General features: G+C 48.5%; 14 protein-coding genes. All 14 read right to left on the minus strand.

Annotated features, from left to right (window positions below; translation table 11 throughout):
- Nucleotides 1–91 precede the first annotated feature (91 nt).
- Nucleotides 92–931, minus strand: a complete 840-nt coding sequence (locus tag LZG74_RS11725; protein ID WP_233796770.1) for an SPFH domain-containing protein — start codon at nt 929–931, stop codon at nt 92–94.
- Complete coding sequence (locus LZG74_RS11730; protein WP_169720064.1) at nt 931–1,107, minus strand: hypothetical protein; 177 nt, start codon at nt 1,105–1,107, stop codon at nt 931–933. The genes LZG74_RS11725 and LZG74_RS11730 overlap by 1 nt, the downstream gene beginning before the upstream one ends.
- Nucleotides 1,108–1,270: 163 nt before the next feature.
- Nucleotides 1,271–1,990, minus strand: coding sequence for a 6-phosphogluconolactonase (gene pgl, locus LZG74_RS11735; protein WP_233796771.1), 720 nt, complete (start codon nt 1,988–1,990; stop codon nt 1,271–1,273).
- A 3-nt stretch (nt 1,991–1,993) separates the two neighbouring features.
- Entirely contained in the window at nt 1,994–3,502 is a 1,509-nt protein-coding gene (zwf, locus tag LZG74_RS11740) for a glucose-6-phosphate dehydrogenase (RefSeq protein WP_233796772.1), read from the minus strand.
- 12 nt (nt 3,503–3,514) lie between these two features.
- Nucleotides 3,515–4,930 (minus strand): NADP-dependent phosphogluconate dehydrogenase, encoded by a 1,416-nt coding sequence (gene gndA / locus LZG74_RS11745; RefSeq protein ID WP_233796773.1) that lies wholly within the window; start codon nt 4,928–4,930, stop codon nt 3,515–3,517.
- Between the two features lie 151 nt (nt 4,931–5,081).
- On the minus strand, nt 5,082–8,246 hold the full coding sequence (locus tag LZG74_RS11750) for a GH92 family glycosyl hydrolase (protein WP_233796774.1): 3,165 nt from the start codon (nt 8,244–8,246) through the stop codon (nt 5,082–5,084).
- Between the two features lie 17 nt (nt 8,247–8,263).
- Entirely contained in the window at nt 8,264–10,423 is a 2,160-nt protein-coding gene (locus LZG74_RS11755; protein WP_233796775.1) for an FN3 associated domain-containing protein, read from the minus strand.
- A 13-nt stretch (nt 10,424–10,436) separates the two neighbouring features.
- On the minus strand, nt 10,437–11,897 hold the full coding sequence (locus tag LZG74_RS11760; protein ID WP_026632232.1) for a DUF1501 domain-containing protein: 1,461 nt from the start codon (nt 11,895–11,897) through the stop codon (nt 10,437–10,439).
- A gap of 16 nt (nt 11,898–11,913) precedes the next feature.
- Nucleotides 11,914–14,235 (minus strand): PSD1 and planctomycete cytochrome C domain-containing protein, encoded by a 2,322-nt coding sequence (locus tag LZG74_RS11765; protein ID WP_233796776.1) that lies wholly within the window; start codon nt 14,233–14,235, stop codon nt 11,914–11,916.
- A gap of 291 nt (nt 14,236–14,526) precedes the next feature.
- On the minus strand, nt 14,527–16,392 hold the full coding sequence (locus LZG74_RS11770) for a RagB/SusD family nutrient uptake outer membrane protein (RefSeq protein WP_233796777.1): 1,866 nt from the start codon (nt 16,390–16,392) through the stop codon (nt 14,527–14,529).
- 14 nt (nt 16,393–16,406) lie between these two features.
- Nucleotides 16,407–19,574: a TonB-dependent receptor gene (locus tag LZG74_RS11775; RefSeq protein ID WP_233796778.1), complete on the minus strand. Its 3,168-nt coding sequence runs from the start codon at nt 19,572–19,574 to the stop codon at nt 16,407–16,409.
- Nucleotides 19,575–19,889: 315 nt separating this feature from the next.
- On the minus strand, nt 19,890–20,621 hold the full coding sequence (locus LZG74_RS11780) for a GntR family transcriptional regulator (protein ID WP_233796779.1): 732 nt from the start codon (nt 20,619–20,621) through the stop codon (nt 19,890–19,892).
- A 67-nt stretch (nt 20,622–20,688) separates the two neighbouring features.
- Nucleotides 20,689–22,440, minus strand: a complete 1,752-nt coding sequence (locus LZG74_RS11785; protein ID WP_233796780.1) for a class I mannose-6-phosphate isomerase — start codon at nt 22,438–22,440, stop codon at nt 20,689–20,691.
- The gene (locus LZG74_RS11790; RefSeq protein WP_233796781.1) at nt 22,421–23,380 is read right to left on the minus strand and encodes an ROK family protein; all 960 of its coding nucleotides are present in this window, start codon (nt 23,378–23,380) and stop codon (nt 22,421–22,423) included. Before LZG74_RS11790 ends, LZG74_RS11785 begins: the two co-directional genes overlap by 20 nt.
- Between the last annotated feature and the right edge of the window lie 13 nt (nt 23,381–23,393).

Consider the following 23,393-nt stretch of genomic DNA (forward strand, 5'->3'; position numbering starts at 1 on the left):
GTTGGGTCGTGCCTGACGGCACTTGCAAGCGCGAGTGCCGTCAGGCACGACCCATTAACTGGCCCCAGATTTCAATCTGGGAAAAGAAGGATTATTTTATTCCAAGCATTAAACTGGTGCTGCCGCCGGCGTTGGTGGTGGGCAGAACGCCGTTCCATTTGGAAACCCATTCCTGCTGGATCAGTAGTGGCGTCAACGTTTTCTGGCGCAATTGGTTGGCTTCCGCTTCGGCGCGGGCTTTTATCAATGTTGCCTTCGCCTGTCCTTCCGCGCGGGCAATGATTACTTTTGCTTCCGCTTCGGCCTGTTTTGCCATATTTTCAGCTTTCAGACGAGCCTGGATCGATGTGTTTTTTTCATCGATCATTTGTCGCAGTGAGGGCGGCGGCGTGATGGCCGAAGTCAGCTGGTCATAAATAAAGCCATCTTTACCCAGTGTCTTGGTAAGCACATTCTGAACGCGGTCCTCGAATGCTTCCCGGTTTGACATAACGCTATCCGAACTGAATGAATTGGCAACGATCCGGTATGCATCGTAGATTGTATTTTTCATAAAACCCTGCTGAATTTCACCTAACGGTCGTCTGTATTGGCGGTAAATCTGAGGCACTTTTTCAGGGTTAATGTGGTAGTTCAATTTTGGATCTACCTTGAATTCAGCCGCATCTTTCGTTGTTATTACAAAAGAATCATAATCCACACTTTGAGTGAAAGTCGGGAACTCTATGATCTTGGTAGTCCAGCTGTTATACCAAACACGGCCTGTAACCAATGTGATGTTATCAACGCCTTTGTCGGTTCCATAAAGGTTTATGCGGATTCCGACATTTCCCGCGTCAATGTTTTCAAAAGTAAAAGGCTGGACAAAAAGCGCGATCACAGCCACAAAGAAACTTACCGAACCTATTATAATTTTTCTAGCCAGCGTCATTATATTTCAGAATTAAGTGAGCTTAAAAAACGATCAAGATCCCGGGCAAGCAAATAGACCGAGCTGCCAATAATGGCTAAACCGCTTAGTACAAGCACATCGGATTGTGAATTGACAAGCCGGAGTGAATAAGTGATGACGATAATGACCGCCAGGATTTTAAGTAAGTATTTCATGTGAGCGAGGTTTGTTTTAAATAAATGTAGCATGAACAAATCCGGGCACATAATATTTTTATCCAGTGGTGACTTTGGAATGTTAAACGTATCAAAAAGCCACACAAACAAAAGAGACGCACCGATCAGATGCGCCTCTCTTTGTATTGAATAAAGTTAACTCTCAGAGCATAGCAGCTGCCGCCTGATCAACAAACCAGTGCAATTGTCCCTTGGAAGGATTTATAATCTGGGATGGATAAAGATCAATATTAGGCTCACCTTTCAAAACATGCTTTAATGTTTCGGCCTTACCGGCTCCGGCTGCCAGAAATGCAACACAGGCCGCATTGTTAACGATTGGCGCTGTTAACGTAATTCTGAACATCTGTTGAGCGGGCAGATAAAATGCTTTAACCCAAGTATCTTCTTCATGAATCACCTCGGTGCCGGGAAACAGCGATAAGGTATGTCCATCATCGCCCATGCCTAAAAGAACAAAGTCGAAAGTCGTTTCGGAGTCTTTAAAATACTGTTTCAGAACCTTTTCATATTCAAGGGCAGCTTCTTGCGGTTCGATATCCGTGCGCATGATGTGAATGTGATCGGCATGAACCGGCACTTTATTGAGCAGTTCATCATAACACATTTTGGCATTATTGCGCGAATCTTCAAAAGGAACAGCGCGTTCATCTCCCCAGAAAAAATGTACTTTTTGCCAGTCAATCGCCTCTTTATAAGGTGATTCGGCAAGCAATGCATAGAGTTGCTTGGGCGTGCTGCCTCCGGATAACACGAAAGTAAAGCGGTCTTGTTTAGACAACACTTCCTTGATGTAATCACTGAGCCAGGCGGCCAGATCATGACTAAGCCGCCCCGTATCGTTTGCAATGTGAATTTCCATATGTTAAGGAGCCGGTGGAAGGTTAATCCAGGTATGACCGTCGCGTGCAAGCAGTGCGTCGGCGCCATCTGGCCCCCACGAATCGGGAGCGTAATTAGGGAAATCCTGCGGTGTTCTGCTCTCCCAGGTTTCCAGAATCGGCATGATAACTTTCCAGGCAGCATCCACCTGATCATTACGCATAAACAATGTTGCATCGCCCTCCATTACATCCAGAAGCAATGTTTCATATGCTTCCGGTGCATGCTCACCCGCCACTGCGTCGTAATCAAATGTCATATCCACAGGATCCAGCGTCATGGTCTGACCAGGACGTTTCGCCTGAAAACGAATGCTAATGTCCATATTAGGCTGAATACTGATAGTCAACCGGTTAGAACGCCATGTTTCGGCAGCCTCCGAAGGGAAGGCGTAATGTGGAGCAGGTTTGAACTGCAATGTAATGTGCGTGGCTTTTTGATTTAAAAACTTACCCGTACGCACATAAAAAGGAACGCCCTGCCAGCGCCAGTTATCAATATAGAATTTGGCAGCAGCGAAGGTATCAATGTTGGACTGAGGATTAACTCCTTCTTCCTGACGATATCCAACCACTTTTTCACCCTTTTTCCATCCGCCGGAATACTGGCCGCGGACAGCAAAATCGTGAACCTGTTCCTTGGTAATGCGACGGATCGCATTCAAAACGTCTACTTTTTTATTACGGATCTCATTGGCATCAAAGGAAACAGGCGGCTCCATGGCAATCATGCAAAGGATTTGCAGAATATGGTTTTGCACCATATCGCGCAATGCCCCAGCATGTTCAAAATAGCCTCCTCTGCCCTCCAATCCAACGCTTTCAGCAGCTGTGATCTGAATGTGATCAATGTAGTGGCGGTTCCAGAGCGGCTCAAAAAGCGCATTGGCAAAGCGCAATGCCAGAATGTTCTGAACCGTTTCTTTTCCTAAATAATGGTCGATACGGAAAATTTGCTCCTCAGCAAACATGCTCGAAAGCAGCTCATTAAGCTCATGGGCACTTTCCAGATCATGTCCGAAAGGTTTTTCAACAACAATCCTTGTCGTGCCTTTTTCCGAGCATATCTTCAACGCGCCTAATTTCTGTGCGATGGAAGGAACAAGCTGAGGGGCAACGGCCAGGTAAAATATAACATTGGGATGCACGCCCCACTCCTCTTCTTTTTGTTTGACCAGATCCGTGATCAAATGGTAGGCAGCCGCATCGTCGCCATCCATTTGCAGATAGGACACGTGCTCGGTAAACTCTGTCCAATGACCGTTTTGCTTTCCCTTACGGCGCGAAAACTTGGTAACACCGTCTAATAAATGCTCGTGGTATTTTTCATTGGAATAAGCACTGCGGCCAATGCCCGCTATGGCAAACTTCTCGGGCATCCAGTTATCTAAGAATAGATTATAGAGCGCGGGAGTAAGTTTTCTGTAATTAAGGTCCCCGCTTCCTCCGAAAATAAAGACTACTGAGGCAGGTGGACGTTTAGTGGTTTGCATAAAATTTCAAATTTATTGTTGACCCCACTCTGTATGAAAAGTACCGGGGATATCGATACGTTGATAAGTATGCGCCCCAAAATAATCACGCTGGGCCTGGATCAGGTTGGTCGGCATTTTCTTGGATTTATATGCGTCAAAATAAGCCAGTGACGACATTAACCCTCCAACCGGAATCTCCGCTTTGGCCGCAAACGCAATAAGCGAACGCGTATTATCTTCTATCGATTTAACGACTTCGGCTACCTCTTGGTTCAAGAGAATGTTGGATAATTCCGGGCTTTGCGTATATGCCTTGGTGAAGACTTCCAATAACGAGGAACGGATAATGCAGCCGCCTCTCCATACGCTCACAACTTTGGGAAGCGGAATGTCCATAGCCAGGTCTTTCGAAGCCTGAAACAACATCGCTAATCCTTGCGCGTAGGCCAGTATTGTTCCGAAATACAATGCATCATGCACCTGCTGGATCAATTCATCCGAGGGAGCCGATGAGCCGTAACCATCTTTTGCATAAATTTCAGCAGCCTGGATACGCTCGTCTTTGTATCCGGACAGTGTCCGCATAGCCACCGCCGTATCTATAACGGGCACAGCCACAGGCAGTTCCATAGAATCCTGTGAAGTCCATTTGCCGGTTCCTTTTGAACCCGCTTTATCAGAGATCACATCCACAAGATGTGCATCACTCTTATCATCTTTTTGCAGGAAAATATCCGCTGTGATCTCAACCAAAAACGATTGCAGATCGCCCTCATTCCAGGTTTCGAACACCTCATGAAGCTGCTCATTGGTAAGTCCGGCGTGTTTTAAAATGGCGTAAGACTCACTGATCAACTGCATAATGGCATATTCAATGCCATTGTGCACCATTTTAACGTAATGGCCAGCCCCTTCTTTTCCCAGGTAAGCAACGCAGGGAGTTCCGTCCACTTTGGCAGCAATCGCTTCAAGCATTGGCCTAACATGCTCATAGGCAGCCTGATCGCCTCCCGGCATGATGCTCGGGCCCGTACGCGCGCCCTGCTCTCCACCGGAAACACCAATGCCCATAAAATGTATTTCTTTCTCGCGCAGATATTTCACGCGCCTTAAAGTATCGGTATAATGCGAGTTTCCACCATCAATGATCACATCGCCCTTTTCCAGTAAAGGAAGCAAAGAAGCGATCACGTCGTCAACAGGCTGACCTGCCGGAACAAGCATCATCACCTTTCGCGGGCGCTGCAAAAGCTGGATCATTTCTGCAAGCTCGGCCACCCCTTTTACAGTGGTTCCAGGCGTTGCAGCAGATTCCAATGCTGCGTTTTTGGCTCCGTCCTTATCGAAACCGATAACAGAGAAGCCGTGATCGGCCATGTTCAGCAACAGGTTCCTACCCATTACTCCAAGCCCGATCATTCCAAAATCGAATACGTTATTTGACATAAATTAAGCGTCTTGAATAAAGAAGATGCAATAATAAAGGAATTTACGCTATGGGATTCGCTTTGTAGCTAATTTTATCTAGTTAGCATTGCTGCATAGTTAGTATTGACCATACAGACCTTTGAACCAGTTTAATTACCAGAAATCATAGTCAATCCGCGGTGGGAAGCGTTGCTGTCCCCCAATTTGTGTTTGGTGTAGGGCCCATTTCCAGTATCAACGAGCCGCCTTTCAATAAGTCCGAGGCTTTGAACCAGAAGTTGGTCAGTGGCTTGCCATTCAGCTGCGCACTTTGCACGTAGACGTTTTTTCGGGAAGTATTTTTAGCTTCAATGGTAAAATTTTTGCCCCTGCCGAACTGCCCGCCCAGGTCAATGACCGCTTTCTCAAACATTGGACTTCCGATTTCGTAGATCGGATCTACGCGCGTTCCGCCGTCCGTTTGAAAAAGACCGAGCGTGCTCATCACAAACCACGCGCTCATCTGGCCCTGGTCTTCATCGCCCAGGTAAGCATTGGAAACTTCGTGTCCGTAATAACGGTCCACAACCGAGCGGCTCCATTTCTGGGTCAGCCAGGGCTTTTTCACCCAGTTGAAAAGAAATGCAAAATGCATGGACTGCTGATTTCCCTGAACCACAGGATAATCCCAATATTGATCATTCGGACCGTTGTAGCGCCATTTGACGCTTTCATTAAAACCCCAGTCCAATCTTTTTACAAACTCGTTTTCCCCAATCGTTCTGGCCAGGCCGGCTACATCCTGGGGCACAAAAAAAGTGAGCTGCCAGGCATTCCCTTCCACATAATGATGGTTTGCCCCTGACTTGAAAGGATCAAAATCTGCCAGCCAGTTGCCTTTCGCATCTTTCATGCGCGCAAAGCCGGTTTGGGGGTCAATTACATTCTTCCACCAAGTTCCTCTTTGGGAAAACTGCTGATAATCCTGCTTTTTATTTAATGCCTTTGCAAACTGGGAGACGCTGTAATCATCGAAACTATATTCCAAGGAGTTGGAAAACCGGCCTTCGTCATAAGGCACATAATGATGTTTGAGGTAGGTCGTTAAATCCTCATTGCCGGCGCGCCCGCCTCCTACTGCCTCAGCGGTGGTTGTCTGCATTTTACGGACGGCTTCGTATGCTTTGTTGACATCGTAACCGCGGATCCCCATCTGGTATGCGCCCACAATCAGCGGAACTTCGTGCTCGGCCACCATAACCGGAATGAACTCCATGCCTGCTGGCCCTTTTGCCAGCCAACCGCTGCGATCGTACATGGCCAGCTGAGACTTCACCCATCTGTTGGACCATTCCGGTGTAACCAGATTCCAGAACTGGTTCAAATTCCAGAAAGTATTCCAAAACGCGTCGCAGCCCAATGCCACATCGTCTTTGTTTTCAAATTTGTTAACGACCTCATCCGCATCGCGCCAGCTGCCGTCCACGTCACTGAAAGCGTTCCTGCTGGCCAGTGAGCGGTACATATTGGTATAGAACCGTTCTTTTTCGCGCTTATCATTACTGGTAATGGCTACACGTCCCAGCAGCTCATTCCAGACCGCTTCCTGATTGCTTCTTACCTTATTAAAATCCCAGCCGAAGGGCTCTGAAATTTCCGTTTTCAGATTGAGCGCCGCGTTTTCGACGCTTACATACGAAATTCCGGTTCTTAGCTGAACAATGTGATTTGTTTTGGTATCAAATTCCAAAAACAGTCCCGCGTTTTTGGCGCTGTCTGCCAAAAGGTTGGCTTGCTGCTTTATCTGCTCATTAAGCCAGATGCCATAATTTTTAATAGGCTGGTCAAACTCTATAACGAAATGGACTTTATACTGCTGGTCAATGCCCCCAGACCAGACATCGGTTGATAGCTGATCACTAAATCCTTCAATGCGGTTTGCGCTGACTTTATCGACCTTGATATTTTTAAGTTTGTAACCATATTCGGTCGGAATCTGCAAGTCGACCATAATGCGGCCGGTATCACTGTTGTGATAAGTGTATTTCTGAAAGGATGCGCGTGTTGTAGCCGTCAGTTCTGCTGTGATGTTGTTGTCTGTCAGATTTACCTTGTAGTAACCCAAAGGCGCCTCTTCCGAGCGCTTATCCATGCGCGAACGGTAACCTTCGTCGGGCTTATTTTGATCGCCCATCTTGATTTGTAATGGTCCTGCGGTGGGGAAAATGCCCAGGCCCGTCATTGTCCATTCATGAATGTGGCTGAATGTGCCTATGGATTCAAATGTAGGATCGTATCCTGCCTGCCAGCCATTATTTTGGTTATCAGGACTCAGCTTCACCATGCTAAACGGCATCCACGGACCGGGCGCAATCATCCACCGCGAATGTCCGGCGCCCAGCATCGTGTTGACATAACCGGCAGGTGTTTTGAGCTTTTGCTTATCGCGCTGGACTTTGCCCGAACTAATCAGCTGCTTATCAGCATAGACCTCGAATGTGGCCGATGCAGATCGGGTGACGGCAGGCATAGGCGCTTCCAACATATAGCGATCCTTTTCGATTTTCTGATTCAAAATCGACTTTCCGTCGAGCTTGACCTCGATCACCGGCTCGCCGCTAAGCTGAGTAATGTCAACTAGCAGAGGCTGAACCTGTTTTCCGTCAACGTTTAGCTCATAACCGGCCGCGCTGACGTTTCTGAGCAGGGCTTTACCCGAAGCTGCAAGCATGGCCTGGGCGGGGCCCTCCAGCCTGAGCTGATCAAATGCAAGCCAGCCGCCTTGCAGGGTTGTCATGACAATTTCGTTGACTCCGGCTTTGATCAGCTCGGAAGGGATCTCGATTCTGGCCAGCTGCTCTTTTGAATGTGTGGTTATTCTATCTGGATCCTTCGAGCCGGATCCCTTCGCCAGCTGAAAACCCCAGGATCGGCCATTGACCATAACCTTAAAAAAAGGTGCGACCAGCGAATCCGTTTCCAGAACATCTATCAGCAGATCCCATTTACCAGAAGCAGCTTTATTTTTAATGTCAAATAATACGGTCAGAAAGTGCGAGCGGATCCCGGAAGTTCCTCCTGTTCCACCCCAACCATTAACAGGCCCGGGCAAAACGTAAGGCCAGTCTTTCTGAGCGTCGGAGTGTCCTACCAGGAAAAAATTATCTTCATAACCAAAATCCTTTTCCAGAAAACGCTTAAACTGGTCGGGCGCCAGGGCCAGGCCGCCAGGCGAATTATCAGCCTCCCCTATTTTCCAGATCGTTTTTTGCTGGCCGTAAGTCTGGTGAAGACCAAAAAGCATCAGCAACGACAATAGCTTTATAAAAGAACGGATTCCGGTCAGTTTGAACATCGCGATTTTTGATTTTACTAATTGACAAACACCTCATCGACAAACACCCACGCCTTGTTGCCTTTACCGGAATGCCATGCCGGAAGTTTAGGCAAATGCTTAGCTATCACCTTAATGCAGCTGAGTTGCTGCTGCTCAAATGGCGCTTCATAAAGAATCGTTTCCACGCCAGGAATATCTTTGACCGGCATTTGCGGCGTGATGACTTTGAGTAATTTAAGCGAGTTCTCATCGGCGCCTCCCCACACCTCTATACGTGTAGGCGGAAAAATAGAGCCGTTCAGATTTCGGAGCATGCTAAGCGTAACGCGGCTGGCCTGGACAGGCTTTTTGAAATACAGATAACCCTGAAAATCCTCATTGTAGCCCAGCCACTTTCCACTGTTCTGCTCATCTTCACTTTTCACACCGTCTATGAGTGTCGCCCCAGCTTTCCCAGCATAGCGCTGATCGGCTGGCTTGACCAATCTTACGCTGTCTATTTTCATACTGGCTTTGAAGAAACGTCTGCTGACAGGCTTGCTGCCATACCAGCCGTCTTTATAGGCTCTGGCTTTTAAAAGCTTGTTTTCAAATAGCTGAATAGGTTTTTTATAGACCAGTGACTGGGTGCTGTCGGGCTCAGAGCCGTCTAATGTATAGCGAATGGTGGTCTGGGGAATCTGGTGTTTGAGAGAGACCAATCCATCGGCTGCAAGGATCTGGCTTTCGTTGACAATGGTAGGCGGCGAGAGCGGAAGAATAACGGTATCGCTTCTAAAACCTGTTTCAAACGCTATTTTCTGGCCTTTTCTTAATGCTGCAAGCTCATTGGTAGTCAGGCCGGTGCTCCATATAAAGACCTTTTTCAAAGAAGGAAATGTTTCCAGTGACTTTACGTGCTCCATTTTCACGGCTGTTCCGCTCAGTGAAAGCTCTCTTAGCTTTTCGAGTTTTTTTAGCTCACCCAGCGTAGCGCCGGTAATGTCTGTGAAGTTCAGGATCAGCTTGCGCAGCTCGGTAAACTGTGTAAGAGATTTAAGATCAGCATCTTTCAATGGCATTTTACTTAAATCCATAGAAACAATCTGGTTCTTTAAGGGCATCAGGCCGGCTATCTCTTCACTTGTAAAATTAGCGCTGTTGTAAAAGTTCACATACAATGCAGGAGATTCGGCAGAAAGCGACTTGATGAGCCGGTAAGTGGAATTCAGTTTTTTTACCTCGTCTGCATCTGCTGCACTGAAATCGTACTGCTCCTCGGTGCGGTCGCCCCCTAATGTATTCTGGGCATAAGCATAGATGGGATCCTGGCCTGATAGTGTGCTGACCTTCTGATCAAAACGAGAACCGGCCTTCACCCAGGCTGCCAGTAAAACCACCTCTTCTTCGGTAAGCTGAACTTTCCCGCGTGGCGGCATGTGTTTTTTGTCGTCCAATGGCAAATGCAGCCTGCTGATCAGCAAACCCAGGTCTGCTTTGGTCGTATCCCATAGCGCGCCACTTTTCCCTCCTTTTACAAGCAGCGCCTGCGTTTGCATTTGCAGATTGCCTTTTGATTTTTCTTGATTGTGACAGGAAATGCATTTCTGCTCCAAAACGGGCTTTACCAGGTGCTCATACACCTCTGCCTGCTCCAATGCAACTTTGGGACGCTCCTCAGCCGAAGGGCCAAGCGGCGATATAAGAAAATCCTCCCCGTGCGTCAAGTTACCCCCCAAGTGTCCTCCTACAAATAGTACCAGCAAAAAGATGCCCGCAACTAGCTTTGATAGCAGCTTCCAGGGCATCAGATACTGCCTTAGTCCGTACCAGCCAATGCTCATCAGCGAAATGGCAACACCCAGCCATTTGTGCCACTGCAATGTATCCGACTCGTATCCATCCTCGCGCGAGAGCACAAAGCCCGAAAATGCTGCAACCGCCGCTGTAAATGCGCCAATGGCCAGCAGGGTATCGGCAATCTCGGCATTCCAGCGCGTAGAGTCCGGCCTTTCGATGGCTACGACCCAAATGCTGTACAAAATCAGCACCACCAGCGGAAAGTGCAGCACCAATGGGTGCATCCTTCCCACCGCTTGCATCCAAAACGGAACCGCAAAGCGGCTTTCGAAGATTAAAAGAAAAACGAGTAACCCATTCAGAAAAAGGGCGGTGTTGAAAATCAACCCTTTCCAATCTGATACAAATCGGCGCATTGTAAGCTTTTATTTACGCAATAATACCTTTTACCAGTTTGCCTGCCACATCCGTCAGGCGGTAACGGCGTCCCTGGTGTTTATAAACCAGTTTTTCATGATCCAGTCCCAGCTGGTTGAGTATCGTAGCGTGAAAATCGTGCACGTGCACCGGGTCTTTGGCAATGTTGTAGCCAAATTCATCCGTTTCGCCGTAAACGATGCCGGGTTTTACGCCGCCGCCTGCCATCCACACGGTGAATGCCCTCGGGTGATGGTCGCGCCCGTAATTGTCTTTGGTCAATGTTCCCTGGCAATAGTTTGTTCGGCCAAATTCCCCTCCCCAAATTACCAGCGTTTCATCCAGCAGCCCGCGTTGTTTTAAGTCTGTCACCAGCGCTGCCGAGGCCTGGTCCACATCCATGCACTGGCCTTTGATTTCATTCGGCAGTCCGCCATGGCTATCCCAGCCCTGATGATAGAGCTGCACAAAGCGTACGCCCTGCTCGGAGAGTTTTCTGGCCAGAAGACAATTGGCCGCATAAGTGCCCGGCACGAGACATTCGGGGCCGTACATTTTGACAATGGACTCGGGCTCCTTGCTCATATCAGTGATTTGCGGAACGGCTGTCTGCATCCGGAAAGCCATTTCATACTGCTGGACTTTGGCCGTAATTTCAGGATCACCGAACTCATTATACGTTCCCTGGTTGAGCTCAGAGAGCTTATCGAGCATCTTACGGCGCTGGGTCCTGTCCATGCCCTCCGGATCATTTAAATACAAAACCGGATTTTCACCACTGCTGAACTGCACGCCCTGGTGCACTGAATCCAGAAAGCCATTCGTCCACAACTTGGAATAAACGCCCTGGCCATTTCCTTTACCACGGGAAAGCAGCACGCAAAAACCCGGAAGATTCTGATTTTCACTGCCCAGCCCGTAACTCAGCCAGGAGCCGAAGCTGGGCCGGTTACCTACCTGGGCGCCCGTCTGAAAAAACGTCAGGGCCGGATCGTGGTTAATGGCCTCGGTATTTAATGTTTTAATGATGCAAAGATCGTCGACTATGCCAGACATATGTGGCAGCAGCTCGCTCATCCATGCACCCGATTTTCCGTATTGTTTAAAATTGAAAACGGAGCCTGCCAGCGGAAATTTGGCCTGATTGGCCGTCATCCCCGTTAAGCGCTGCGTCCCCCGTATGGATTCGGGCAGGTCCTGCCCGTGCATTTTATTAAGCATGGGTTTGTAATCAAACAAGTCCAGCTGCGAAGGCGCCCCGTTCTGAAAGAGGTAAATCACGCGTTTGGCTTTGGGCGCAAAATGCGGCAGACCTGCCATGATCGCATCCGAATTAACTTCCCCGCCGCTTCCCTTAAAGAGGTCAGGAATCAGCAGCGAGCCCAGAGCAGCGCCTCCAAGGCCTAAGCTCATTTTGGACAAAAAGTGTCTTCGTGTGGTATTCAGTCCGTAATCAAAAACTTGTTTCTCCATGATTTGAAGCTGTTAATCAGCCTTTTGTAATGGTTTCTTCCATGTTGTACAGGGTATTGATCACCCGCATCAGGGCGGCCGCCTGTACTTCATTTACCTTTTCATTCCTTGGGTATTCACCCACATTCAATACTTTGAAAGCATGCTTTTTATCCTTTGCAAACATGGAAGCTTCACTGTTATAATACTCGGTAAGCAGCTTGACTTCCTTATCCGTAGGCTGGCGGCAGACGATTCTCTGAAAAGATTCCTTAATGTTGGTTTCGATATTGGTTGATTTGGCTGTAAGCTTTTCTGCCAAAACCCGGGATGCTTCCAGGACCGTAGGATCATTGAGCATAACCAGGGCCTGCAAGGGTGTATTTGTCTTGGAGCGCTTGATCTCACAATGATCGCGGTTGCTGGCATCAAAAATAATCATGGATGGCGGCGGAACCGTCAGCTTGATGAATGTATACATTCCCCTACGGTATAATGCTTGCTCTTTATCCTGCTGGTAGGTTTTCAATGTGCCCCTGCCCGAGGTAGCCGCTTCCCATAATCCCTTTGGCTGGTAAGGCTTTACGCTGGGCCCTCCTATTTTGGACACCAATAACCCGCTCGTAGAAAGCACCATATCCCTGACCAGTTCGGCAGGAAGCCGGTAACGCGGCCCGCGCGACAGAAAAATGTTGTCAGGATCCGCTTTGAGCTTCTGCTCGGTAATCTTGGCCGATTGGCGGTAGGTAGCCGATGTTACGATCTGTTTAACAAGCCTTTTTATATCCCAGCCATGGTTCATAAAGTCAACTGCGAGCCAATCCAGCAGCGCAGGATTGGTAGGCAAATCACCCTGCATTCCAAAATCGCCCGTGCTTTTTACAATGCCTCGTCCGATAAATTCCTGCCATATCTGGTTTACAAAAACGCGGGCAGTAAGCGGGTTGCTCTTGCTGGTCGTCCATTTGGCCAGACCCAATCTGTTTTGAGGAAGTCCGTTGGTATCAAATTTCATGACCGCAGGCAGCGCCGAGGCCGTAACCACGCGGCCAGGCGCATCATACACACCGCGGTTTAGAATATGGGTAGGCCGGAGCGTATCGCGATCTCCCATCACTGAGACCATTAGCAGGCTCGTATCAGGCTTGTTGATAAATGTTAAAAGGGATTTGGCCTCTTCGTCGGAAATATGCAGAATAGGATTTTTGGCAGGCTTTGTGCGCGAGATATCCCCTTCAAAGCCAAGCTCTTTGGAATTATTGAAAAATGCGAAAAGACGATAATAATCTTCCTGTGAGATGGGGTCATACTTATGATCGTGGCATTGGGCGCACTCGACAGTAAGCCCCAGCACACCCGTACTGTATGTTTTGGTTTTATCAATGTTGTATTCGATCCTGTACTCCTCGGGGATTACGCCACCCTCCTCGGTGTATTTATGGTTTCGGAAAAATGCGGTTGCCAAAATCTGCTCTTTACTTGCATTAGGTAGCATATCACCGGCAATCTGCCAGGTCAGAAACTGATCATAGCGCATGTTTTTATTAAATGCATTAATCAGCCAGTCGCGCCACGGCCACTGCGTGCGCACTTCATCATCCTGATAGCCGTAAGAATCGGCATAGCGCGCCACATCCAGCCAGTAAATTGCCATTTTCTCTCCATAGGCTTTCTGGCTGAGCAGCTCATCAACGACCTTTTCATATGCATTGCCGCTTTCATCAGCTGCGAACCGATTCTGTAAATCCAGTGTCGGCGGCAGGCCCGTCAGATCCAGCGAAACCCTTTTGAGCAGGTGGCTTTTGTCAGCCTGCTCGTTGGGAGCAAGCCCGGCTCCTTCCATCTTTTGCAAAACAAAATGGTCGATCTCATTCTTGGGCCACTCTTTATCTGAAATTTCGGGCATAGCCGGCAAAACCGGCGCTGTAAATGCCCAGTGCTTTTCATACTTGGCCCCTTGCTCGATCCATTTACGAACCAGACCAATTTCAGTTTCACTCAGTAAGCCCAGGTGTGATTCCGGAGTGGGCATCTGATAGGCCGGATCCACCGAAGTGATCCTTTTGTAAACCTCTGATTGCTCGGGCTTACCCGGAAAAATCGCAACTCCTTTTCCATCTTTCAGCTTCGCATAAGCATTTTCGGCTAAATCGAGCCTGAGGCCCGCCTCGCGTTTGTTGGCATCCGGTCCGTGGCAGGCGTAGCATTTGTCGGAGAGGATCGGACGAATGTCAAAATTGTAGCTCACAAGCCCTTCACTGCCGCCTTTTTGTAAAGTATTATTTTTTTGAAAGCAGGAGACGACCACAAAAAAGGCTACGCTACTCAATGCCAGGAAAAGGAAAAGCTTTTTTTTCATATCTAAAACAGGCTCACAAAGCCTGCCGTTACATACTATGTTTGTACAAACTACTTAGCTAACGCAACTTTATCAGCACAATATTGCTTTAAGCCAAATATTTAAATACAAAGTTAAATTATTTAATGGCAATTCAATGCTAAACCATGTACTTTGTACATACAAAGTATCGCTACTTATCCGGGGATGCTTTAAAACGGAAGACCATTAAAAAAAACAATGGCAGAGCAATGCCCGGCCATTGATAAAGTACGTGAAAGGATTTATCTAACCTAACTAAAAGCTAGATGATCAGTAACCAGGGTTTTGTTTGAGCGCCCCGTTGCTTTTTCTGATCTCGGTGTTGGGGATCGGAAACAGATAGTAGTGATCCCCTTTCCATGGTTTTCTCACCTCAGCTTCGGGGATGACGCCATACGTGTAGGTAAGCTTTCCGAGCGCATCACCGGGCTTGGCCCCGGTCCAGTCCATGGTTACTTTGGTCAGTCCGCGTACGGCAATGTCCACATGTCCGGGCGCCGCCTTCCAGCGCATCAGATCAAAAAAGCGCGAATCTTCCAGATGCAGCTCGATAGCCCTTTCGTTGCGGTAATCCCTGACAAGTGCTGCTCCCGTGCTTTTGATATCGGGCATGTTCACAGAGGATCTTTTGCGGACCTTGTTGATGTACGCTCTGGCCATGGCCTCATTTCCCAAAGCCATTTGTATTTCGGCATAGTTCAGATAAAACTCGGTTAAGCGCATAAATACGATGACCTGGTTGTAATCATTATCGTAGCTTGCGCGCGGCCCTGCAAAGTCATCCGTTTTTTTGAATGTATAACCTGTCTGCACGCGCCAGTGGAACGGGGTAAGCCCTTTCACCCAATAGGTTTTCGAATCCCTGCCAAAGTCAAAAAGGTTCTGGCCATTTTTGGGATCCACCTTATTGGGGTTAATGTAGGGAGCTGCATTGTCGGGGTTGGGATTGGCATCTTCCCAATATTCATAAGTGCGCACCGTGCTTTTTGATCCGTCGATAATGTTAAGCGGACCTGCTCCCGGATAGATGACGGCGTCATAGAAACGTGGGTCGCGGTTCTTTTCGGGCTTTTGAGGATCATACCCCGAGGCTGGATTCACGGTCACGCCGTCTGCCAGATAAGGATATTCACCATTTTTGAGCTGGAACATATTGACAAAATTCTGGGTCGGAACCAGCCGCTGCTGGGCGTCAAAGCCGCTGGGCCAGTAATCATAATTGTAACCCCAGCCTGGTATCCTGGTTGCGGGCGTAAATGATTTGCCAAAGATCGTCTCGTCGGTTTTCAATGGTTTTTTAAATAGCTCGGCATACTGCGGGTGCAAGGTAAAACCCAGATCGAGGACGGCTTTGGTGGCAGCCTCGGCGGCCTTCCATTTGGCCAGGTCTTTGGTTGGGTTATTCAGCGGACTGGCCAGATATAGCAGCACCCGGGCCTTGAAGGCCAGTGCTGCGGCCTTGCTGATTTTCCCTGTATTTACCGGCAGGCCATCCAGAAAACCAATGGCGAGGTCCGTTTCACTGAGTATAAACTGGGCGCATTCCTCAAAGCTGTTTCTGGGCACATCAAAGGTTTCCGAATTTAGCTGAAAGCTGTTTGTAACAATGGGCACACCGCCAAATGTCCGCATGAGCTCAAAATACATCCAGGCACGCAGAAAATGCACTTCTCCTCTCATGGGACCCAGCTTGTCTTCGGCGATGGCAGAGCTTTCTATATTTTCAAAAAACACATTCGCCTTCCGGATGAAGCCATACTCGTAGTCCCAGAGCGGGATAGGCACGGGCTGTTCCTTGGCAACTGAAAGCAGATCATTGACATTGTCAGCCGTCAGGTTGCCTTCCAGATAATTGCGGATACCGGCTGAGCGCTCGTGGGTTTCGGGCTGATTGACAGCAATGTCGGTCAGGGCGTCGAAGCCTCCGGTACCCGGCGCCCAGGGCGGCTTGATGCCATTATAAATGTTGTAAACATAGTTTTGCAAAAACACGGCATCATTGAAAACCGCTTCGTCGGATATGGCATCAAGCGGCTTTTTGTCCAGAACATTACAGGAGGTTGCCGTGGCAATGATGCCGATAAATGAGATACTCAGCGCCCTTTTTACCAATCTATTTTTGATGAAATATTTCATAGGTCGTTCTCAGATTAAAAGGTAAGATTAACTCCGAAGCTCAGCGTTTTCATGTTGGGATAAGCGCTGCCGTTCCCGCTCAGGAATTCGGGATCACCATTACCGTATTTTTTAAGGGAATTAAATACCATAAAGATGTTGTCGCCCGAAACGTACACCCTGAATGCTGCGATCCGGACTTTTGAAAGCAGGCTTTTGGGAAGCGTGTAGCCCAGCTGAACGTTCTTCATACGCATCCACGTGGCAGTGCGGTAATAAAAGTCGCTGTCTGAACCTGCAAAACCTGTCGGAGAGATCATCGGAAGCTCCGCGTTTACATTGGATAGTGTATAGCTGTTGAGGGCCACGTACTCCAAACCATTACCACCCGCGCCCGAGTTGAATCCATTGCTCAGGCGGAACTTTGCACCGCTTTGTCCTTGCAAAAGCATGGCCAGATCAAAATTCTTGTAGTTCATCCCAATGCTCAGTCCATACTGCGTACTTGGAAAAACAGTGGTGACATCCGCGCCAGTAACCGGATCCCTTGCAGTGTTGTTGGTTGTATTGAACATATACTGGTCATTGCTGTCTATGATCTTGTCCCCATTCAGATCGGCGAAAATCAAACCGCCCAATGATGCTCCTGGATAATTAACATTGTTATCCAGGTCCTGCTGGGTGCGGTATATGCCGATGGATTTGTATACCAGCCGGGACCCGAAAGGCTCACCTTCCAGCTTTTGATACTCTTCTGCCTGGGGCGTTTCGTCGAAGTAAATGATCTTGTTTTTGTTATAAGAAAAGTTTCCATTAACCCGCACGGTCAGATCTGAGAAATTGTGCCGGTAACCTGCCTGAAGCTCGATGCCCTGACTGTTCATTTTACCGATGTTTTCATCGGGCAAAAGCAGTCCGGTATAACTCGGTATCGAGGCCTGTCTTTTTCCCAGAATGTTTGAAGTTTTGTTCTGGAAAAGGTCTAGCTCGAACGTCAGGCGGTTATTGAGGAAAGCTGCTTCCAGACCAATGTCCGTTTTCTCGCTCACTTCCCAGGTAATGTTGGGATTAGGCGTGGATTGCACGGCGATACCGCGCGCGTCTACGCCGTTGACAACCCATCCGTCGGTATATCCGTAAGCGGCAATGTATTGGAACGGATCCACCCGGTCGTTACCCAGTTTTCCCCAGGAAGCCCTTAATTTCAAAGTGCTAAGCACATTCTTTGGTATAAATGCCTCGTTACTGATCACCCAGCCTGCTGAAACCTGCGGGAAAAACCCAAAACGTTTGTCCTTTGGAAAGATAGGCGAACCGTCGTAGCGGGCGCTGAAGCCGAACAGATATTTTTGCTTAAAATCATAGCTTAACCGTCCGAAAAAATTCTGGCGGGCCGACTCTGTGGCAGATCCATCATTGTTCCAGTTCAGGCGGTTGGTAGTGCCGGCAAAAAGCTGATCGATCAGCGGGGAATCGTAACCCAGACGCTGGGCAAAGAAGGTGTTATCATCATAAGTCATCTGCTCATAAGCCACGAAAGCTGAGAGTTTGTGATCCTGAGCAAACGTCCTGTTATAATTGAGCTTCACATTTCCGGTGGTGCGCAGGCTCTGTCTGAAATCTTCGCGCAAGCCGATGTCCTCTACGGATCTGGACTGCTTTTCTACAATGTTGCCATCCGGATCCTTTTCAAAATAAGGCCAGATGTAATTAAACTGCTTATCGTATCCCACGGTTTTAACAACAGACAAATAACCATCGATGCTGAATCCTTCCAGAAAAGACATGTTGTACTTGAAGCGGACTGTTCCGCTGGCCACATCGGTTTTGTATTTGCGGTAACCCGGGCTCAGCAGGCGGGCGGCGGGGTTCAGATGCGACCATCCTTCGCCCGGATAACGGTAATCGCCTCCTATATAGGCTTCCTGCAAAGGGCTGGTGGTGGCCAGAGAACCTACTTCCCCGCCCGGGCCGCCCTGAGGTGTTTGCGTGGCTTTTTCACGGATCGACAGGTCCACGCCTACTTCCAGGTCTTTGGTTACGGTCACATCCACATTGCTTCTTACATTATATTGCCTGAGCTTGGATTTGTTGTCACCCCGAAGAATTCCCCCCTGGCTGGCCGTACCCAGAGACACAAAATAGCGCACCTTATCCGTTCCTCCGCGCATAGTCAGCGAATATCTGGTCTGCCTGACGGGCGGACCGATCAATGCCTTCCACCAGTCCTCAGGCCTTCTTGTTCCGTTCCGGAATGATTCTACCAACGCGTCGGGAAAGTCGGCCGGTGTTCCTTCCAGGGCCCTGCGGTCATTGAGGGCCTGCATATATTGGAATGCATCAGCTGATTTAACCTTCATAGTCGGCGACTGCCAGGACTGCGTTGTGGAAAAATCAAACGCGGGTTTGCCTGTCACGCCTCTCTTGGTGGTAACCAGGATCACGCCGCCCGCCGACTGCGCCCCATATATTGCCGCCGAAGCATCTTTGAGCACCGAAATAGACTCTATATCATTGGGATCAAGCCTGTTCAAACCATCGGGATCTGCATTGGCAACGCCGTCGATTACAATCAGGGCGGAGGTGTTGCGGTAAGTACTGGCGCCCCTGACCAGTATCTGGGCGTCATCAAAACCCGGGGCAGCGCTCCTTTGGGTCACATACACGCCTGCCATCCTTCCGGCCAGCGAGTTGGATAGGGATGCTGCGCTGGATTTTTTGATCTCCGCACCCGTTGTTTGCACGACTGCATTGGTGAGCTCGGATCTTTTCTGGGTTCCGTAACCCACCACCACTACATCGCTCAGCTCCTGGGAGGAAACCTCCATTTGAATGTCCAAAGCGGCCTGCGATCCTGCGGTTAACTCTTTGGTAATGTAGCCAATGTAGGAAAATACCAGCACGCTGCCAGCGCCTTTCACCTGTATCGAATACTTTCCATTGGCATCCGAAACCACCCCATTGGTAGTTCCTTTTTCCAGCACGTTTACGCCTGGTATGCCCGCATTGTTTTCGTCCGTAACCATTCCGGTAATGGTCTGTTCTGCCGCGGTGCGGGCCCCTTTGACATCTTTAATGGAGCCAGAGGCCTTGTGCAGGGGGATAGCGGCCTGCACGGCAGAGGCCAGAAAGATTCCCAGTGCCAAGCCCAGACAGGTGCTCAACGATCTCCGCCCGTTTTTTGCAAGTAGTTTTGGTTTCATAAAAGCAGTTAGTGGTTAAATGGCTTTTTTCCCACGAAGTGAGGATTTAGGATTTAATCAGTACGCAAAGCACTCTATCTCAATACATTTTACATATGTACAAACATATAAACATATTTTTGAAAAACAAGGACTCCTAATATATTTTAAAGAAATAATGACATTTTATATAGAAATGGGAAAGAGAGGTTGATAGGAAGATGATCGCGCAAGCTGCCACTACACTTAGGCCAGATACCTATATAGGCGCATCCATCGCAGACCGTAGCCTAACGCTTAACTGTAAACGCAATATGATTATATTTGAATGCTATATTATTCCCGTACGCTTTCGACGGTGTAGACAAAACTGTCGGCGCGGTAATAGCCCAGGTTGTATTCAATGGGCCTGTCGCCCTGATCAAAGACAAAACGTTTCCTAAACAAAATTGGGCTTCCTACCTCCACTTCCAGCTTTGCGGCAATAAATTTATCGGCAGCAATGGCGCCAACTTCTTCCTTGGAAAGCGTGGCGACAACCAAATGGTCTTTTTCTAGAATGTCGTAAAGCGGCCGCTTGAAATCTTCTTCACCGGTCAGGCCCACCCGGGGATGGAAATAGGAAATGAAGTAAACAAAAGGCCCTTCCACTTTACCCCTGAGCCGTTCGAGTTTCAGGATCTTTTTGGAGGGATCTATGTCAAAAAAGTTGGCTGTTTTCTCATCAGGCGTAACCCAGGTAACATGCAGCTCAAAATTTTTGACATTGATCCCCCTGGCATTCATTTCCTGGGTAAAGCTCAGCCAGTTCTTTGATTTTGAACTTATTACGGGCTCTGCTACTTTGGTGCCAATTCCTTTTTTTCTGATCAGTAATCCCTCGTAGACCAATTTGTTGAGCGCCTGACGGAGCGTAGACCTGGATATAGCCAACTGCTTGGCCAGCTCCACCTCGTTGGGAAGGAATTTACCATTTAAATGCTCGGGATCATTGATCATCGTCCGCAGCAGGTTTTCTGCCTGAATATGTAATGGAACCGGGCTTTTATGATCTATGCTAAATTTCATGGTCGACAAATTGAGTAGAGAATCACAAAAATAGCGAATTCAGATGCCTTTCAAGCAACCAGACCCGCTAAGTTCTCACGTATGCTTTCAGCGTGGCGCATTTTGTCCCCGCCGCATTGCCCGCTGGCGTAATGGTGTAAACAGCCACACTAGCTGGCACTATAAATGTTTCAGCATAATGGATCACGTAAGGCTCAAACAGATTATCCGGACTTTCCACAAGCACCTGGCTGCCTTCCACCAGATTGACCACATTCAGTGTCCCGTGGGTATAGTGCGTTACTTTTGAATCAAACCAATGCCTGCGGGTCTCAATAAACTGCGTTTCATGCAGACCGGTCGATTCCTCTGCAAGGTGCCCGTTAACCGAAATGCTGGTAACGTTATTCACCAAATGCTGCTTTACCCAATCCTCATCCCTGCTGTAATCGATCACATTTTTGCCGTGCTCAATGTTGATGGGCCGCGGCTTGCCATCCATGCCCAACCGGCCCCAATCCCACAATTTGAAAGTAAAAATGTAGGGTGTGGCCGAAATTTCCAGCACCACAGCATTTTTGCCAGAGCAGTGGATCGTTCCCGCAGGGATCAGAATGTGGTCGTGCTTTTTTACAGGCAGTTTGTTGACATATTTCTCCGCATCAAAATCAGTTAATTCCTTCTGGGCTTTTTCCAGGTCTGCAATCATGGCCGCCGCATCTACATTATTACGTGTTCCCAGATATACGCAGGCATCCTGGTCTGCTTCCAGGAAATAATAACTCTCATCCTGGGTATAGCTCATGCCGAAATGCTCCTGGATATAGGCCCGCGTGGGATGCACCTGCAAGCTCAGATTACCGCCCTGCATGGTGTCCAGAAAATCAAAGCGGATCGGAAATTCGGCCCCAAACTCGTTGTAGACTGCCTGCCCGAGCAGCTGCTGCGGCCGGGTGAGAACCAGGTTGATCGAGGGGAGCTCGAAGATATGCTCGCCAATCTTAAAAAGCAGACTGTTCTCTTCGGGAACGCAGTCAAAACCCCAGGCATAGTTAATTTCATCACGGTCCAGATCGGCGACTTCTTTCAGCCATTGTCCTCCCCACGGGCCTGGATCAAAGAAAGGCACGACCCGGAAGGGACGCCCGACGGTCTGATCCAAACCGCTGCGGTATATCTCAGCGCCCAGCATTTTGGGCTGGCCGGCAATGTTGGCATCCATGAAAAAGTCTATCTGATCGAAAAAAGCGAGCTTATGCTTGTCAAAAACCCGCCAGTCCAGAAAATATCCCTGTTTGTATTTTGCTGCAAAGCTCTCATCAAGATTATTGACGCCAAAATTGCCTACCTGTCCGCGCTTCATTCTCTTCTGGATTTCCCAGCGCGCCAAATCTGCATAAATTAAAATGTCCGCATCGGCAAACAGCGCCGCTCCTTCTCCGAAAACCACCACTGTGCCTGAGGCTACCTCTCGAATCTGGTCTTTTTGTTTTTCCAGCTTGGGTCCATCAAAAAAGTCGTGAATTTGAAGATTATTGATTCTGCCAAAAATAGCATCGTCGGTTACATACGGAAACACCATTTGCTGGATCTGAGCTGCATCTTTCAGGCACGCATTTGTTTGGATAATTGTATCTGCTGGCAGATGCGTCTTTATGGCATCCAGCATTTCTGCTGCGTCCACGCCATGATACAAGTCCATGCAGATCACGGTTTTGCTTTGGCCTTTCAGCTCAGCGAGCCGCATTATTTCATCGAAAATGTGCTGCCAGCCAGCAAAACACAGCTCCGAGGATTCACTAATTTCTACGTATGGATACTTATCGTAATTCGATTGCATTATCAGTAATTTTTTGTTTCAATAATTCATATACACCCAATATCCCCGCATGCTCAGGCTGGGCAGCCACAACCAGATCCACATCGCCAGAGCCAATCCAGCTGTGCTTATCGAGCATTTCTTTGATATAGGGCAAAATAATGTGACTGCTTTTGATGATCCCCCCGCCAAAAATAACTTTCTGGGGATCATAGGCATGGATCAGGTTAATCACGCATAACGACCAGACTTTCAGGCAGCGCTCCTGCAATGTTATGGCCAGCGCGTCGCCCTGAGCTGCCAGCTCAAACAAGTTTTTAAAATCAATGATCTGTAACTCTGCCAATCTGCTCGACGCAAATTCGGCAGACGCTTTTGCAATCTGGGTCAGCGCCCAGGTGGAGCTTTCACTTTCCACGCAGCCCACATTGCCGCAGTTGCAGATGCTGCCCTCGAAGTTGATGGTGGAATGCCCTCCTAGGTTGCCGCCTATAAAGTTCTTTCCCCGCAGCGGCGCGCCATTGACCAGGGCGCCTGTGCCTACGCCGGTTCCCAATGTTACCAGCACCAGATCGGTGCTCATCATGCCTGCGCCATGTTTCCATTCCCCTATGAGGGCGGCGCGGGCATCATTTTCAACGGCTATGGGAACGTCGAAATTCACTTTCGCCCACGCTTGCAGATCTACATTTTCAGCGCCCGGATATTTTACATATTTGGATAAAATCCTGCCTGTATAAAAATTGACAATGCCGGGAAAGGCAAAACCGATCCCTATCAGCCTGTACGCGCCTTGCGATAGCAAATGCTTCATCTCCAAAGCAATATCAGCGAGCCTTTGCTCAAAGCTCAGCTCGGAGGCCGCTTCAATGTTGGCATCGGCAATGATCTGCCCCTGAAAAACAATCCCTAATTTGATGCGGGTGCCGCCAAAATCAACTCCTATAAAAATGTCTTTCATTTCAGATTCTGCA

Origin of the sequence: Dyadobacter sp. CY327 (genome assembly GCF_021390415.1) — a bacterium.
GTDB classification, from domain to species: domain Bacteria; phylum Bacteroidota; class Bacteroidia; order Cytophagales; family Spirosomataceae; genus Dyadobacter; species Dyadobacter chenhuakuii.

Bases quoted from the DNA above. Each gene is read 5' to 3' on its own strand.
- LZG74_RS11765 (WP_233796776.1), bottom strand. From the start codon at position 14,235: ATGAAAAAAAAGCTTTTCCTTTTCCTGGCATTGAGTAGCGTAGCCTTT.
- LZG74_RS11770 (WP_233796777.1), bottom strand. From the start codon at position 16,392: ATGAAATATTTCATCAAAAATAGATTGGTAAAAAGGGCGCTGAGTATC.
- LZG74_RS11730 (WP_169720064.1), bottom strand. From the start codon at position 1,107: ATGAAATACTTACTTAAAATCCTGGCGGTCATTATCGTCATCACTTAT.
- LZG74_RS11760 (WP_026632232.1), bottom strand. From the start codon at position 11,897: ATGGAGAAACAAGTTTTTGATTACGGACTGAATACCACACGAAGACAC.
- LZG74_RS11775 (WP_233796778.1), bottom strand. From the start codon at position 19,574: ATGAAACCAAAACTACTTGCAAAAAACGGGCGGAGATCGTTGAGCACC.
- LZG74_RS11785 (WP_233796780.1), bottom strand. From the start codon at position 22,440: ATGCAATCGAATTACGATAAGTATCCATACGTAGAAATTAGTGAATCC.
- pgl (WP_233796771.1), bottom strand. From the start codon at position 1,990: ATGGAAATTCACATTGCAAACGATACGGGGCGGCTTAGTCATGATCTG.
- LZG74_RS11725 (WP_233796770.1), bottom strand. From the start codon at position 931: ATGACGCTGGCTAGAAAAATTATAATAGGTTCGGTAAGTTTCTTTGTG.
- LZG74_RS11780 (WP_233796779.1), bottom strand. From the start codon at position 20,621: ATGAAATTTAGCATAGATCATAAAAGCCCGGTTCCATTACATATTCAG.
- LZG74_RS11755 (WP_233796775.1), bottom strand. From the start codon at position 10,423: ATGCGCCGATTTGTATCAGATTGGAAAGGGTTGATTTTCAACACCGCC.
- LZG74_RS11790 (WP_233796781.1), bottom strand. From the start codon at position 23,380: ATGAAAGACATTTTTATAGGAGTTGATTTTGGCGGCACCCGCATCAAA.
- zwf (WP_233796772.1), bottom strand. From the start codon at position 3,502: ATGCAAACCACTAAACGTCCACCTGCCTCAGTAGTCTTTATTTTCGGA.
- gndA (WP_233796773.1), bottom strand. From the start codon at position 4,930: ATGTCAAATAACGTATTCGATTTTGGAATGATCGGGCTTGGAGTAATG.
- LZG74_RS11750 (WP_233796774.1), bottom strand. From the start codon at position 8,246: ATGTTCAAACTGACCGGAATCCGTTCTTTTATAAAGCTATTGTCGTTG.